15 protein-coding genes are annotated in these 15102 nt (G+C 75.1%); 13 read left to right on the top strand and 2 right to left on the bottom strand.

The genetic code is table 11. The features are described 5' to 3' along the window. Positions 1–152: 152 nt before the first annotated feature. A complete protein-coding gene (locus ACFWDO_RS14460) occupies positions 153–860 on the bottom strand; it encodes a hypothetical protein (protein ID WP_380323558.1) in 708 nt (235 codons plus the stop codon). Between the two features lie 212 nt (positions 861–1072). Here ACFWDO_RS14460 and ACFWDO_RS14465 point away from each other — a divergent pair, with 212 nt between their 5' ends. The 13 genes from ACFWDO_RS14465 (at position 1073) to ACFWDO_RS14525 (ending at position 14099) form a co-directional block, all read left to right on the top strand. After that, entirely contained in the window at positions 1073–1330 is a 258-nt protein-coding gene (locus ACFWDO_RS14465) for a hypothetical protein (RefSeq protein ID WP_380323561.1), read from the top strand. 148 nt (positions 1331–1478) lie between these two features. Next, entirely contained in the window at positions 1479–1781 is a 303-nt protein-coding gene (locus ACFWDO_RS14470) for a hypothetical protein (RefSeq protein WP_380323564.1), read from the top strand. A 108-nt stretch (positions 1782–1889) separates the two neighbouring features. Next, positions 1890–4853, top strand: a complete 2964-nt coding sequence (locus tag ACFWDO_RS14475) for an AAA family ATPase (protein ID WP_380323567.1) — start codon at positions 1890–1892, stop codon at positions 4851–4853. A gap of 99 nt (positions 4854–4952) precedes the next feature. Next, complete coding sequence (locus ACFWDO_RS14480; RefSeq protein WP_380323570.1) at positions 4953–7268, top strand: SpoIIE family protein phosphatase; 2316 nt, start codon at positions 4953–4955, stop codon at positions 7266–7268. Positions 7269–7353: 85 nt separating this feature from the next. Continuing rightward, complete coding sequence (locus ACFWDO_RS14485) at positions 7354–8415, top strand: sigma-70 family RNA polymerase sigma factor (RefSeq protein WP_380323573.1); 1062 nt, start codon at positions 7354–7356, stop codon at positions 8413–8415. A gap of 61 nt (positions 8416–8476) precedes the next feature. Next, entirely contained in the window at positions 8477–9718 is a 1242-nt protein-coding gene (locus tag ACFWDO_RS14490; RefSeq protein WP_380323576.1) for an AI-2E family transporter, read from the top strand. A 2-nt stretch (positions 9719–9720) separates the two neighbouring features. Next, positions 9721–10935, top strand: a complete 1215-nt coding sequence (locus ACFWDO_RS14495; RefSeq protein WP_380323579.1) for a cation:proton antiporter — start codon at positions 9721–9723, stop codon at positions 10933–10935. Positions 10936–10962: 27 nt separating this feature from the next. Beyond that, the gene (locus ACFWDO_RS14500; RefSeq protein WP_380323582.1) at positions 10963–11418 is read left to right on the top strand and encodes a universal stress protein; all 456 of its coding nucleotides are present in this window, start codon (positions 10963–10965) and stop codon (positions 11416–11418) included. After that, positions 11415–11849 carry a fluoride efflux transporter FluC gene (locus tag ACFWDO_RS14505; RefSeq protein WP_380323585.1) on the top strand — a complete coding sequence of 145 codons (435 nt, stop codon included), beginning with the start codon at positions 11415–11417 and terminating at the stop codon, positions 11847–11849. Before ACFWDO_RS14500 ends, ACFWDO_RS14505 begins: the two co-directional genes overlap by 4 nt. Positions 11850–11877: 28 nt before the next feature. Beyond that, on the top strand, positions 11878–12282 hold the full coding sequence (crcB, locus tag ACFWDO_RS14510) for a fluoride efflux transporter CrcB (protein WP_380323588.1): 405 nt from the start codon (positions 11878–11880) through the stop codon (positions 12280–12282). 92 nt (positions 12283–12374) lie between these two features. Continuing rightward, entirely contained in the window at positions 12375–12623 is a 249-nt protein-coding gene (locus ACFWDO_RS14515; protein ID WP_380323590.1) for a hypothetical protein, read from the top strand. After that, positions 12616–13071, top strand: a complete 456-nt coding sequence (locus ACFWDO_RS14520; protein ID WP_380323592.1) for a TA system VapC family ribonuclease toxin — start codon at positions 12616–12618, stop codon at positions 13069–13071. The genes ACFWDO_RS14515 and ACFWDO_RS14520 overlap by 8 nt, the downstream gene beginning before the upstream one ends. Before the next feature lie 29 nt (positions 13072–13100). Then, on the top strand, positions 13101–14099 hold the full coding sequence (locus ACFWDO_RS14525) for a 5'-3' exonuclease H3TH domain-containing protein (protein ID WP_380323595.1): 999 nt from the start codon (positions 13101–13103) through the stop codon (positions 14097–14099). 96 nt (positions 14100–14195) lie between these two features. Here ACFWDO_RS14525 and ACFWDO_RS14530 read toward each other — a convergent pair whose 3' ends face one another. Next, positions 14196–14885 (bottom strand): VOC family protein, encoded by a 690-nt coding sequence (locus tag ACFWDO_RS14530; protein WP_380323598.1) that lies wholly within the window; start codon positions 14883–14885, stop codon positions 14196–14198. Between the last annotated feature and the right edge of the window lie 217 nt (positions 14886–15102).

The following is a 15102-nucleotide window of genomic DNA, read 5'->3' on the forward strand; positions in this document are numbered from 1 at the left end:
CTCCCTTTTTTTTGGGGGGTTGGGGGGGGTGTTTTTTTTTTTACTCCCCCCGGGTACACCCTGGGCGCACGCCCCCCTTTTTTGGTTTCCCCCGGGGCCCGGGGCGGGGACACGGAGGAATCGCTACGTCACGGCTGCCGACTGGTCGACGCTCAGCCTGCGGTGGCCGCCGGCCGCACGACGGGCGACCACTGCTCCTCGACGAGGGCTGGGCGGTCGTCGTCGGTGCGGCCGGCCCAGCGGCGCGCGTCCTCGATGGTGGCGGCGAGCAGGCCGCGGAGGCGGGCGTCGGTGTCGGGCACGAAGGCCTCGCTGATGCCCTGCACGGCGGTGGACACGACCGACGGCGCGGCGTCGCGCACGAACCGCTTGGGCCGCACGCGCGTGCCCTCGCAGAACCGGTAGGCCCACTCGGCGGTCTTGGGCGACGCGGCGAGGGCGTCGGCGCTCTCCGGGGCGAGGGTGCCCTCGGGGCGCCCGTCCAGCACGTCGAGCATGCGCTCGGCGCCGATGATCGCCACGGCCAGCGTCTGCTGCCGGTCCGCGGGCGCGACGGGCAGCGCCGTCTGGGCCGCCCGCAGCGCGATCTGGACGTCCCAGCGCGGGTCGGAGCTGGTCAGCCCGATCACGGACGGGATGAGCGGCGCGAGCTGCGGCCGGTTCGCGTCGGCGGTCAGGTCGTTGACGGCGCGGGCCAGCATCGCGAGCAGCGGGTGCGTGCACTGGGGATGGTCGCTCCAGCGTTCACCGGCCAGGAACGACGCGAGCTCCATGAAGCACGCACCCTTCTTCGGGTTCCGGTGCTTGCCACGCCCCAGCATCGGCAGCGCGTCGAAAGCGCCTGCTACAGATCCAGCCACGAGTCCACCCCCGTATCGGTCCGGTCCCCCCAGTGTGCGTCCGCTGTGACCCAGGTCGCAACGGATGCCGGGTGAGAACGCGCCCGCAGGTCTCTGAGGTGCCCCGCCGCCGAGGACCGGGCGGTCGCCCGATCCCCGGGCCCGGACCTCAGGACGAGCGTCGTCGGCACCAGATCGAGGGGCCGGCGGGGCCGGCCGGAGAGGGGAACGGCATGGACCAGATGATCGGGTTCGACCGGGCGATCGCGGGGGCACGCGAGCTGCGGCGGGAGCGCCGCGCCCGCCCGCGCCGCGGCACGACCGCCCCGCTGCGGGCGCTGGCCTGCTGGGTGGTCGCCGTCGTGCCGGGGCTGCGCGGCCGGGGCGTGCCAGGACGCGCGGTGCGCCCGCACGGCGCCGCGCTGACCGGGGCCGACGGCGGCGGCGCCCCTACCTCAGACCCGGCGCGGTCGGCGTCGGACGCCGTCTGAGGTACCCCCGGCGCGAAGACCGGGCAGTTGACCGATCCGGCCCCCGGGGCCTCAGGACGACCGTGGGCAGCACGAGATCAGGAGAGCCGGCGGTGGCCGGCACGGAAGGCCGGGAGGACCGGCCGGTGAGGGGATCGAGATGGACCAGATGATCGGTTTCGACCGGGCGATCCAGGCGGAGCTCGAGTACCGGCGGGAGGCGCTCGCCCGCTCCTACCAGCGCGGCACGCCCGCCCCGGTGCGGGCGGTGGGCCGCTGGGCGGCGGACGTCGTGCGGCGGCTGCGCGCCACGCGGGGCGCGGCGCAGCAGCTCGGCGCGACGCTCGACGCGGTCTCGGCACGGACCGACGCGTCGGAGTGGGACCGCGCGGTCACGCGGCGGGCCGAGCAGATCGGGCACGGGCTCGACGCGTTCCGACCGCAGGACGGCGCCGGGCGCCGGGCCGCCTGACCGGGCCGTGCGACGATGACCGGCACGACCCCGGGGACGACGGCGCACGCGGCCGCCGGCGCCGGAAAAGCAGCGGCGGGTGTGGGTGCCCGGTGGGACGATCACCTGGTGCGACGTTCCAGCGAGGTCCCCCTGATCGCCCGTCAGGACGAGGTCACCGCCTTCCGCGGTGCGCTGGAGCGCGCCGCGGAGGGCGAGCCGGGCGTGCTGCTGCTCGGCGGCGACGCCGGCGTGGGCAAGACGCGCCTGGTCACCCACCTCGCGGACCTCGCGCGCGACGCCGGGGCGCGCGTCGTCGTCGCGCACTGCGTGGACCTGGGCGACGTCGGCATCCCCTACCTGCCGTTCACCGAGGCGCTGGGCGAGCTGCGGACGGTCCCGGCCGTGGCCGAGGTGGTCGCCGGGAGGCCCGCGCTGACCCGCCTGCTCGACCCGGCCGGCGGCTCGGGCACCGACCACGCGGAGCGGCTGCAGCTGCTCGACGGCGTCGCGGGCAGCCTCGCGGCCGCCGGGCGCGCGGGGTCCCCGCTGGTCCTGGTCCTCGAGGACCTGCACTGGGCGGACGAGTCCACGCGGGACGTGCTGCGGTTCGTGGTCGCGCGGATGCGCTCGGAGCACCTGCTCGTGGTCGCGACGTACCGCAGCGACGACGTGCACCGCCGTCACCCGCTGCGCCCCGTCATCGCCGAGCTGCACCGCCAGCGCCCCGTGGAGCACGTGGAGCTGGCCCCCTTCACCCCCGACGAGCTGCGCGAGTTCACCACCGCGACCCGCGGGGAGCCCCTCGACGACGCCGAGTTCGACGCGGTGCGCACCCGTTCCGACGGCAACGCGTTCTTCGCGGAGGAGCTGCTCGACGCCGGGCAGCCGTCCGCCGTCCTGCCCTGGTCGCTCGCCGACGTGCTGCACACGCGGCTGCAGCGGCTCGACCCGGCCGTGCAGCAGCTGGTGCGGCTCGCGGCCGTCGCGGGCCGGCAGGTGGACGAGGCGCTGCTGCGCGCCGCCGCGCCCCGCCTGGCCGGCCTCGATGCCCCCGGCGCCGCGGACGCGGCCCTGCGCGAGGCCGTGGCGCAGCAGGTGCTGGGCGTGGAGGGCCAGCAGGTGGCCTTCCGGCACGCCCTCGTCGCCGAGGCGCTCGTGCTCGACCTGCTGCCCGGCGAGCGCACGACGATGCACCGCGCGTACCTCGAGGCGCTGCGCGCCGACCCGTCGCTCGGCTCGGCCGCCAAGCGCGCCCACCACGCGCTGCAGGGGCACGACCTCACCGCCGCGCTCGTCGCGTCGCGCGACGCGGCCCGCCGCGCCGCCGAGCTGCTCGCCCCCGCCGAGGAGCTGCGGCACCTGGAGCAGGTGCTGTCCCTGTGGGAGTCGGTGCCCGACGCCGAGGAGCTGCTCGGCGACGACCGCGTCGCCCTGGCGCTCGAGACCGCCACGGCCGCCAGCTCCGCCGGCCTGGCGATCCGCGCGGAGCAGCTGGCCCGGCGCGCCGTGGAGGGCCTCGCCGACGACCCCGACCGGCAGGCCCGCCTGCGGCACGTGCTGGTGCGCTACGTGCTGGACCTGGAGTCGCTGGACGACGCCCTCGCCCAGTCCACCGCCGCGCTCGACGTGCTGCTCCCGGGCGCCACGGCGGCCGGCGAGACAACGGGTGGCACGGCCGCCGTCCCCGAGGTCTCCGACGCGGGCGCGACGCCGGAGCTCGCGTGGACGCTCGCCGTGCACGCGCGTGTCCTGCTCACGGTGGACCGGGACGACGAGGCCGGGGTCTTCGCCCGCCAGGCCGTCGACGTCGCGCGCCGCGCCGACGCCCCCGACGCGGAGGCCGACGCCCTCACCACGCTCGCCGTGCTGGAGGTCGGCAGCCCGGACACCGCGGCCGACCTCATCGACCGCGCCCGCGAGCGCGCCGTCGTCGCCGGCGACCTGCGCACCGAGATGCGCAGCTGGTACATCCTCGCCACCACACACTTCTACGCGGGGCACCTCGAGGAGGCCGACCGCGTCCTGCAGGCCGCCATCGAGCGCGGCCGCAGCACCGGCGTCATCTGGGGCGTGTACGGGGTGCAGCTGCTCGACCTCGCGCTGCTGATCCCCTACTTCTGCGGCGACCTCACCGACCAGCCGATCCCGGACGGCGCGCCCGCGCCCGCCCTCGTCTACCTGGACACCAACCGCCTCTACGCGGCCACCGCACGCACGGGCGGCGACGCCGTCGCCGCGGCCGAGGCGCTGCGGCCGTCGTGGGAGCTGGACGGGCAGATCGCGCTCGTCGCGGGCGGCACGCTCGCCGACGCGCTGACGTGGGCGGGCCGGTACGACGAGGCCGTCGCGACGGCCGAGGAGGTCGCGGCGCACGTCGGCGCCACCTGGTCCGAGTTCTTCCTGGGCCGCATCTGGCTGTCCGCGCTGGCCCTGGCGGGCCTGGCCGAGGGCGCCGAGGCGGGCCCGCACGACGGCGACGCCGCCCGGGCGCTGCTGGAGCGCGGCGACGAGCTGCTCGCCGTCGCGCAGGAGACGGCGCGGCGCGGGCGCCCGCGCGGCGGCACGCTCGGCCCCGAGGGGCGGGGGTGGCTGCGGCGCGCGGCCGCGGAGCACTCCCGGCTGCGCGCCGCACTCACCGACGCCCCCGCCGACCCGGGGCTCTGGGAGGAGACGGTGAAGGAGTTCGGCTTCGGCTACCGGTACGAGGTGGCCCGGTCGCGCTTCCGTTGGGCGCAGGCGCTGCGCGCCTCCGGCGACGTCCCGGCCGCCGAGGTCGAGGCGGCGGAGGCGCTCGGCGAGGCGCTCGACATGGGCGCGGCGCCGCTGGCCGACGCGATCCACGCCTGGGGACGGCGCGCCCGCGTGCCGCTGCCGGGCGCGCGCCGCACCACGTCGGTCCTCACCGAGCGCGAGGAGGAGGTGCTGACGCTCGTCGCGCAGGGGCTGAGCAACCGGCAGATCGGCGAGCGCCTGTACATCTCGACGAAGACGGTCAGCGTGCACGTGTCCAACCTGCTCGCGAAGCTCGGGGTCTCGGGGCGGGCCGAGGCGGTCGCCGTCGCGCACCGGCGCGGTCTCCTCAGCGTCTGAGTGCCCAGGGTCCATACTGGGCGCGTGCCGGAAGCCCAGGCTGTCGGCTCCCCGCCCGGACCTCCGCCCGGGCCGGTGCCCCGTCCCACGTCGGATCGCGTGCCCGGGCCGCCGGCCGGTCCGACCGTCGGCGAGCCGCTCGCAGACGAGGTGTTCGACCGCATCGCGCGGCTCGTGCACCGTCAGCTCGGCGTGCCCGCCGCCGCCGTCGTCATGCTGACCGACGACGGGGACGTCAGGACGCTGCCCGGCGCCGTCGGCTTCCCCGAGGCCGCGCAGCGCAGCCGCCGCATCGAGCTGCCCCGCCCCCTGACGACGATCGTCGCGCAGACCCGCACGCCGCTGGTGGTGCGCGACGCCGACGACGACCCGCGGGTGGACGGCCGGCACACCATCGGCGAGCTCGTCCTCGCCGCGTACGCCGGGTACCCGATCGAGGACGCGCGCGGGCACGTCGTCGGGGCGCTGTGGGCGGTGTCGTCGGAGCCGCGCACCTGGACGGAGACGGACCTCGCGACGCTGGCCGACCTGTCCGCGGCCGCGTCCGGCGAGCTGCGGCTGCGCGCGGAGCGCGAGCGCGCCCGCCTGGCCGAGCAGGTCGCGTTCCGTGCGCACCGCCGCTCCCGGTTCCTGCTGGGGCTGTCGGAGCGGTTCGCGCGCGTCACGACGCTGGACGAGGTCGAGGACGCCATCGCGCACGTCATCGGCACCGGGACGGGCGCCCGCTGGGTGTCGCTCGCGCTGGTGGACGCGGACCGCCGGCACCTGTCGTTCTTCACCGTCGGGCACCACCACCCCGGCGAGCCCGCGCTGCGCAGCACCCGCCTGGACGCACCGCGGCCCGACACGCACGTGGTGCGCAGCCGCACCGCGCTGCGGTTCCGCGACCACGCGGAGATGGTGGCGGGCTACCCAGAGATGATGCCGGTGGGCTCCGTCTCGGAGGGCGCGCGATCGTTCCTGCCCGTGATGTCGAACGGGATGGTCGTGGGCGTCATCGCCTGCGTGTGGGACCAGGCGCGCGAGCACGACGCCGAGACCGCGGCCCTCGAGTCGACCATCAGCCGGTACGTCGCCCTCGCGCTGGAGCGGGTGGCGCTGCTGGAGGCGCGGCGGCGGGTCGCGACCACGCTGCAGGAGTCGATGCTCACCGCGCCGCCCGCGGTGGCCCACCTCGACATCGCGACCACCTACTCCCCCGCTGCCCGCACCGACCAGGTGGGCGGCGACTGGTACGACGCCGTCGTGCGTGACGACGGCACCGCGATCGTGATGATCGGCGACGTCGCGGGCCACGACGTGCACGCCGCTGCGCAGATGGGCCAGCTGCGCTCCATGCTGCGGGCGCTCGCGTGGAGCCACGACGAGTCGCCGGCCGGGCTGCTCACCCGCCTCGACAAGGCCAACGCGCGCCTCGGCCCCCGCGCGATGGCGACCGCCGTCGTCGCGCGGCTGGACCGCGACCCGGCGCCGGGTCCCGAGGACCGGCCAGAGGGCGCCGAGCCGCCCGAGCGCGCCTACACCCTCACGTGGTCGGTGGCGGGCCACCCGCCGCCGATGGTGCTGCGCCGCGACGGCCGCGTGGAGCGGCTGGACGAGACGCCCGACCTGCTGCTCGGCGTCGTCCCGTCCACGGCCCGCGTCGACCGCACCGCCCGCCTGCTGCCCGGCGACACCCTCGTCCTCTACACGGACGGTCTCGTCGAGCGCCGCGGCGTCCCCAGCGACCAGCGCCTGTCGGACCTGGAGGGCGTGCTGCGGGGCTCCTACGGCGAGGCGACGTCCGCCGTGCCCCGGGCGCTCGTGCGCGGGCTCGTCGGGGACGCGCAGCGCGACGACGTCGCCGTGCTCGCGGTGCGCGTGCGCGTCCCCGCGCCGTCCGGGCCCCCGTCGTCGGCCGGGCCCGCGAAGGCGGAGCGGCGCGTCGCGGACGACGACCTGAGCGACCTCGGGCCCGCGCGTCGCTGGGTGGACGACGTGCTCGAGTCGTGCGACGTGTCCGACGAGCTGCGCCGTACGGCGATGCTGCTGACCAGCGAGGTGCTGACCAACGCGCTGGAGCACGGCGAGGGGCCCATCACCGCGACCGTCGAGGTGGACGGGCGGCGCCTGCGCGTGGGGGTCCGCGACGGCAGCACGGCCGAGCCGGAGCTGCAGTCCCCGCAGCCGCAGGACCTGTCCGGCCGCGGCGTGCTGTTCCTGGACCGACTCGCGTCGCGGTGGGGCGTGGAGCGGCACGACGGCTCCGACGCCGTGGGCCGGCACTCCGGCGTCGTCGAGGGCAAGACCGTGTGGTTCGAGATCGACCGCGCGGCCCGCCCGCTCACCGGCACCATCTCGCGGGTGCGGCCCCCGACGCCCGCCACCGGCACGGTCCCCCTGGTCGAGCGCGTGCTCCGCGACGACCGGCGCTGAGCGCGGCCTCCTCGCGCCGTCGCACCGTTCGTCGCCCCGGGCGACGCCCGCACGGGTGTCGGCGGTCCGTCGTACGGTGTGAGGCGTGACACACACCGCCCAGCGCAGCGCGCCCGCGCCGTCGACCACGGCTCCGGGCGACGGCACCTCCGACGACGTCGGCGCCCTCCTCGAGCAGTACCGCCGCGAGCTCACCGGCTACTGCTACCGCATGCTCGGCGGCGCGTTCGAGGCCGACGACGCGGTGCAGGAGACGCTGCTGCGCGCCTGGCGGTCGTACGACCGGTTCGAGGGCCGCTCGTCGCTGCGCTCGTGGCTGTACCGCATCGCGACCAACGTGTGCTTCGACCACCTCGGGTCGTCGAAGCGGCGCGAGCGTCCCATGGGGCTCGGCGGCCCGCAGCCCGCGGAGGAGCAGTACTTCGGCGACGTGCTCGCCGAGGACCGGTGGCTCGAGCCCGTGCCCGACGACGCCGTCCTGCCGCGCGAGGGCGACCCGGCGGACGTCGCCGTCGGGCGCGAGTCGATCCGCCTCGCGTTCGTCGCCGCCCTGCAGCACCTGCCGCCGCGGCAGCGCGCGGTGCTCGTGCTGCGCGAGGTGCTGCGCTGGTCGGCCGCGGAGGTCGCCGAGCTCCTCGACACCACGGTCGCGTCCGTGAACAGCGCGCTGCAGCGGGCCCGCGCCACCCTCGGCAGCAAGGGACTGCGACGCCCCGGCGACGCCGCCGACGCGGAGGCCGCCGCGGGCGCGGAGGCCCGGTGGGACCAGATCGACCAGGACCTGCTGGAGAAGTACCTGGACGCCTTCGAGCGCTACGACATGGAGGCCCTCGTCGCCCTCCTGCACGACGACGCCGTCCTCAACATGCCGCCGTACACGATGTGGGTGCACGGCAGCGGCGAGGTGATCCGCTGGATGACGGGGCCGGGCGCCGGCTGCCGCGGCTCGCGGTGCCTGCCCGTGCAGGCGAACGGCTCCATGGCATATGCGCAGTACCGGCAGGACCCGGCGGGCGGTTGGTCGCCGTGGGGGCTCGCCGTCCTCGAGGACGACGGCAGCGGGCGGATCACCGGCATCACCACGTTCCTCGACACCGCCACCTGGTTCCCCCGCTTCGGCCTGCCGGACCGACTGCCCGCGCTGTGACCTGCGTCGCGGGCCGCGATCCGCCGCGCCCCGCGACCTCCCCTGGGCTACGTTTTCCCGCATGACCACGGACGCCCCGCAGCCCGAGGGCGACGACGAGGTCGACGACTCCGTCCGCCCGGTGCAGCACGACAGCCGCAACCCGCCGCGGTGGCTGCCGAAGGCGCTGGCGATGGTCGTCGTGGCGGTGTTCGTCGCCACCTTCCTGTCGTACGCGTTCGGCCAGCTCGGCGGGCTGGCCGTCAACGTCCTCATCTCGTTCTTCGTCGCGCTCGCCCTGGAGCCGATCGTCGTGTGGCTGGTACGCCACGGCTGGCGGCGCGGCGCGGCGGCGGGCGCCTCCCTGGGCGGGGCGATCGTCGTCGTCGCGGGCGTGCTGGCCCTGTTCGGCAACCTGTTCGTGCAGCAGCTGATCCAGCTCGTCTCCTCGCTGCCCGACCTCTACGCCAGCATCCAGAGCGGCATCGAGGCGCGCTGGGACGTCACCGTCCCCGACTCCGACGACCTCGTCGCGCAGGCCATCGACCAGTGGGGCCAGGACGTCGCCACGGGCGCCCTCAGCATCGGCGCGTCCATCGTGGGTGTCCTGTTCGCGATCACCACGATCCTGCTCATCACCTACTACCTGATGGCGGCAGGGCCGAAGTTCCGGGCCGCAGTCTGCTCGTGGCTGCGCCCCGACCGGCAGCAGGAGGTGCTGACCCTGTGGGAGATCACGCAGGTGAAGGTCTCCGACTTCATCAGCTCCCGCGTCGTGCTCGCCGCCCTGTCGAGCGTCTTCACGTTCGTGTTCCTGCTGATCGTGCACACGCCGTACGCGCTGCCCCTGGCCGTGTTCACGGGCGTGGTGTCGCAGTTCGTGCCCACCATCGGCACGTACATCGGCGGCGCGCTGCCGGTGGCGGTCGCGCTCGCCGCGCAGGGCCTGCCGCAGGCGGTCGCCGTCCTCGTCTTCATCATCGCGTACCAGCAGGTGGAGAACCTGATCTTCTCCCCGAAGGTCAGCGCCCGGGCGCTCGAGATGAACCCCGCCGTGTCGTTCGTCGGCGTCCTCGGCTTCGGCGCCGTGTTCGGCGCGCTCGGCGCCTTCCTCGCCCTGCCGATCCTCGCGACCGTGCAGGCCCTCGGGAACACCTACCTGCAACGGCACGAGCTGGTCGAGTCGAGCCTGCTGCACGACCCCGACAAGGATCCCGCCCGGAGCGCCGGCCCCTGGTCGTCGCGCCGCAAGCGCAACCTCGAGGCCGGCGAGCGCGCCGCGCGCGAGGCCGAGGCGCGCCGCCGCGACGGCGCGGAGGAGTGACGATGACCCTCGCCGGCGGGATCGCCCTCGTCGTGGCGTTCGGGGTGGCGGGCCAGGTGAGCGCCCGCGCGCTCCGCGTGCCGTCCATCCTCGTGCTGCTCGGGCTCGGGCTCCTGGTCGGGCCGATCCTGGGCTGGCTCGACCCCGACGCCGTCTTCGGCGACTCCCTCTTCCCCCTCGTCTCGATGGCCGTCGGCCTGCTGCTGTTCGAGGAGTCGCTCAAGCTGGACTTCACGCGCCTGCGCGGCGGCGCCCGGCGCCCCGTCCTCGGGCTGGTGACCACCGGCGCGCTCCTGACCTGCGTCGGCGCGACGGCGATCGCGTACCTCTTCCTCGACGTGACCTGGGGCCGGGCCGCCGTCATCGGCGCGATCCTCATCGTGTCCGGCCCCACCGTCGTCGGGCCGCTGCTCGCGATGATCCGCCCGCGCCAGCCCGTGGAGTCGGTGCTCGCCTTCGAGGGCATCTTCATCGACCCGATCGGCGCCACGGTCGCGCTCGCCGTCGCGAACGTCGTGCTGCACGCCGAGCCCGTCAGTCTGCTGGCCACGGCGTCGTGGGGCCTGTTCGTCGGGGTGGTCGCCGCGGCCCTGTTCGTGGTCCTCATCCGGTTCGGGCGGGTGCCGAAGGAGACCGAGGTGGTGCTCGCGTTCGCCTTCGCCCTGGGCGCGTACGCGATCGCCGAGGGCGTGCACGACGAGGCGGGGCTGTTCGCCACCACCGCTCTCGGCGCCGCGCTCGCCAACCAGCGGGTGGCGCGCATCGAGCCCCTGCACGAGTTCGGCACCCACATCGGCCTGCTGCTCATCGGATCCCTGTTCATCGTGCTGTCCGCGCGCATCGACCTCGACGCGCTGCTGCGGTACTCGCTGCCGACGGCGGGGATCGTCGCGCTGCTCGTGCTGGTGCTGCGCCCGCTGGTCTCGATCGTCTCCACGTGGGGCACCGACCTGCGCTGGTCGGACCGCGCGATGATCGGCTGGATGGCGCCGCGCGGCATCGTCGCCGCGTCCACGGCGTCCGTCTTCTCCCTCAGCTTCGAGGACGCGGGCGACCCGTTCCCGCAGCTCGTGCCCGTGATCTTCGGCGTCGTGCTGCTCACCGCGATCGTCTACGGGTTCACCGGCACGCCCGTCGCCAAGCTCCTGGGCGTGCGTGCGACGGAGCCCGAGCACCTGGACACCGACGGCGTGCCCGTGGTGGACCCGAAGGTCTGACGGGGGGCGGCTGCCTACGATGACGGCATGACCCGTCCGGTGCTCGTGGGCGTCCCGCACGACCGGCACCCCGGTGTGCTCCGCCGCGCGGCAGACCTGGCGGAGGCGCTCGGGGCGGAGCTGGTGTGCGTGGCGGTCGACGAGAGCGCCGTGCGCGAGCCGTCCGGCGACGTCGTCCCCGTGGACCCCGACGCCGGCGCGGAGCTCGCCGACCCGACCGACCTGCGCGACGCCGTCGCCGCCGCCCTGGACGGCAGCGCCGTGCGGTGGAGCCTCGAGGTCACCGGCGGGGACCCGGCCGCCGAGCTCGCCCGCCTCGCCGCGGAGCACGACGCCGTCCTCGTCGTCGTCGGGGCGCGCCGCCCCGGGGTGCGCGGCTGGGCCACGCACCTCGTGGGCGGCACCGTCGCCGGCCACCTCATCCACGACCAGACCCGGCCGGTCGTGGTCCTGCCCGACACGCACGCGGGCGACGCCTCGTGACGGCGGGCCGCCCGCCCGCCCGCGTGCGGCCCGCCCACCGGCGGCCGGCCCTGGTCGCACTGGTCGCCGTCGGGGGCGCCGTCGGCACCGCCGCCCGCTACGGCCTCGCGCAGGCGTGGCCCGTGGTCGACGGCTGGCCCGTCGCGACGCTCACCGCCAACGTGCTCGGCGCCTTCGTGCTGGGCTGGCTGCTGGAGGCGCTCGCCGCCCGCGGGCCCGAGACCCCCGTCGTGCAGCGGGTGCGGCTGGCCGTCGGCACGGGCGTCCTGGGCGGGTTCACGACGTTCTCGTCCCTGGCGCTGGAGACGGAGCGGCTGCTCACCGGCGGTGCCGTGGTGCAGGGCCTGGCGTACGCGGGCGGCACGCTCCTGCTCGGGTACCTCGCCTGCCTCGCCGGGGTGCTGCTGGGCTCGCGCCGGAGGGCACGATGACCCGGGGCGCCATGACGGGGGCGGGACGATGAGCGCGGCGGTCGCGCTGCTGGTCGTGGCCCTCGCCGGCGGGCTCGGTGCCGCAGCCCGGTTCGTCGTCGACGGCGCCGTGCGCGCCCGGACGCCCGGCGCCGCGTTCCCGTGGGCGACGGTGGTGGTGAACGTCTCCGGCTCGCTGGTCATCGGCCTCGTCACGGGCGTGCTGCTGGGTGCGGGCGACCCGGACCGCCTGGAGCCGTGGCGGCTCGCCGTCGCGACCGGTTTCTGCGGCGGCTACACCACGTTCTCGACGGCGATGGTCGAGACCGTGCGCCTCGCCCGGTCCGGACGCGCGCGCCTCGCCGTCGCCAACGCCCTCGGCACGATGGCGCTCACCCTCGCCGCCGTCGCGCTGGGCATCGCGCTCGGCGTCCTGGCCGGGCGCAGCCTCTGAGCCGTTCCAGCCGCCGACTCCCACCGTCGCGTCGACTCGGAACGACGATCGAGGTGTGTCACCTGAAATACTCTCGGTGATACACTTGAGCGATGCCCACGATCCACGAACGCATCCAGGTGACCCGGGACAAGCGGGTGGAGCAGATCCTTGCCCTCGGACTGCGCCGGTTTCCCGGCGAGCGACCCGGCCGTGTCCTGGTGGACCTCGCCGGCGAGCGCGCCGACCAGCTCGCGCGGAGCGGCGACTACCCGCTCGACACCGTTCCCGTGTTCCGTTCCGCCACGCGCGGCGTCGTGACCCGCGAGATGGTCGCCGAGGCGCTGGACGACGATGAGTGAGCGGGTCGCGATCGCCGACGCCAACGTGTTGGTCGCAGTCGTCCTGGAGGACCACGTCGACCATGCGGCGGCCCGTACCTGGTTGTCCCAGGTGGCACGTTTCGCCACGACCCCGATGACCGAGGTCGCGCTGGTGCGACTCCTGCTCAATCCGGCGATCACCGTCGACACCGACGGCCGGCCGCTCTCGATCGGCGTCGCCGTCGATGCGCTCCGGGCCATCAAGGCCCTGCCGAACGCCGAGTTCGTCGCTGATGCGACGTCGATCGCCGACGCCCGGGCCGTGACACAGCACATCACCGGACATCGGCAGGTGACCGATACGCACCTGCTCAATCTCGCCATCGCCCACGGCGGGGTGCTGGCGACCTTCGACGCCAAGATCCACGGCTCGCTCAAGCCCCGCGACCGCAAGCACGTCCACCTGATCGGTCCCGACGAGCAGTGACAGGCATGCGCTCCCGTTAGGTTGGGCGCATGGCGTCCTCCGTCTCGAAGTTGCTCCTCCTCGACACTGCCAGCCTGTACTTCCGCGCCTTCTACGGCCTGCCCGACTCGCTGCGCTCCCCGGACGGCAAGCCCGTCAACGCGGTGCGCGGCCTGCTGGACATGATCGCGTTCCTCGTCACGGAGCACGGGCCCGGCCGGCTCGTGGCGTGCTGGGACGAGGACTGGCGGCCGGCGTTCCGGGTCGAGGCGATCGGCTCGTACAAGGAGCACCGCGTCGCCACCGTCACCCCGGCGGGCGAGCCGGACGTCGAGGAGGTCCCCGACCTGCTCACCCCGCAGGTGCCCGTCATCGTCGACGTCCTCGCCGCCCTCGGCATCGCCCGCGTGGGCGCGGCGGGCTACGAGGCGGACGACGTCATCGGCACCCTCGTGACCCGTGAGGTGGCGCGCAGCGCGGCCACCGCCCTGCCCGTGGCGGGCGCCGTCGGCATCGTGATGCCGGCGAGCGTCGACATCGTGACCGGCGACCGCGACCTGTTCCAGCTCGTCGACGACGCCGCCGGCGTCCGCGTGCTGTACCCGGCGCGCGGCGTGCGCGACCCCGACGTCGTCGACCAGGCGAAGCTCGCGGAGAAGTACGGCGTGCAGAGCGGCCAGGCGTACGCCGACATGGCGACGCTGCGCGGCGACCCGTCGGACGGCCTGCCCGGCGTGCCCGGCATCGGCGAGAAGACGGCCGCCAAGCTGCTCGCCGCCTTCGGCGACCTGGCCGGGCTGCGCGCGGCCGCCGAGCACGGCGCGAAGGGCCTCACGCCCACCCAGCGGCAGAAGCTCCTCGACGCTGCGCCCTACCTCGACGTCGCGCCCACCGTGGTCCAGGTGGCGCATGACGCGCCCGTCGACGAGGTCGACGACGCCCTGCCGCGCGCGCCGAAGGACCCCGAGGCGCTGGACGCCCTCGCCGAGCGCTGGGGCATCCGCTCCAGCGTGGACCGCGTGCTCGCCGCGCTCGCCGCCCGTCCCTGACGCTGCGCCCTGAGACCGCACCCTGATGTTGTGAGCGGGCGTTTGGCCCCTGTTTCGACGTGAGACGGGGCCAAGAGCCCGCTCACAGCATCGGGGTCAGGGCTGGAAGACGCAGAACTCGTTGCCCTCGGGGTCGGCCATGACGGTCCAGCGGATCTCGCCGTCCTCGGGGCGCAGCACGCGCGCACCGCGGGCGACGAGGTCGTCGAGGGTGACGCCGTCGTCCAGGGTGACGTCCCAGTGCCAGCGGTTCTTGACCGTCTTCGGCTCGGGCACGGGGACGAAGTCGAACGACTCGAACGGGACCCCGGCGCCCTCGTCCAGGTAGGCGTAGCCCATGTCGTCGTCCTGGGTCAGCACCCCGCCGAGCAGGCCGTGCCAGAAGTCCGCGACCAGCCGGTAGTCCGCGCAGTCGACGACGATGTCCTTGAGCCGGTAGGGCGGCACCTCGTCGTCCGTGAAGACGCAGAACTCACCGCCCTCGGGGTCGGCCAAAGTCGTGTAGTGGTACTGGCCGGGCGCGGTCAGCCGCGGCAGGTCGGGGAACTCGTCGAGCGACAGCGCCCGCACGTCGGGGTGCGCACGATGCTTGACGGTCTTCGCCTCGGGCACGGTGTTGACCCAGACGGTCCGCTCCGCCACGGCCTCGGGGCCCGGGTCGCGCAGCACGACGTCTCCGTCGTCCAGCGCCTCCACCCGCAGCCCCAGCGTGCGGGCCCAGAACTCCCCCTGCACCCGCGCATCCACCGCGTCGACGCACAGGTCCTTGAACGTCACCAGACTCATGTCCGCACACCCTAGGCCAGGCCACGGGCCCTCAACACGCCTTCCGCAGCGCAACGACGCGGTGCGAGCGGAGGCCGACGTCGGGGTGTCTGTGTCGCGAGGCTGGGCGCGCTGACGAGAAAGGTCGTGGGCGGGGTTCTCTTGTCGCGAGGCTGGTCGGGCCTGGCGGGAGCCGCGAGGAACGAGCGGCGGATGGCGCGCCTCGCGACAAGAGAAC

The sequence above is a fragment of the Isoptericola sp. NPDC060185 genome (genome assembly GCF_042728595.1).
Taxonomy (GTDB): Bacteria; Actinomycetota; Actinomycetes; order Actinomycetales; family Cellulomonadaceae; genus Isoptericola.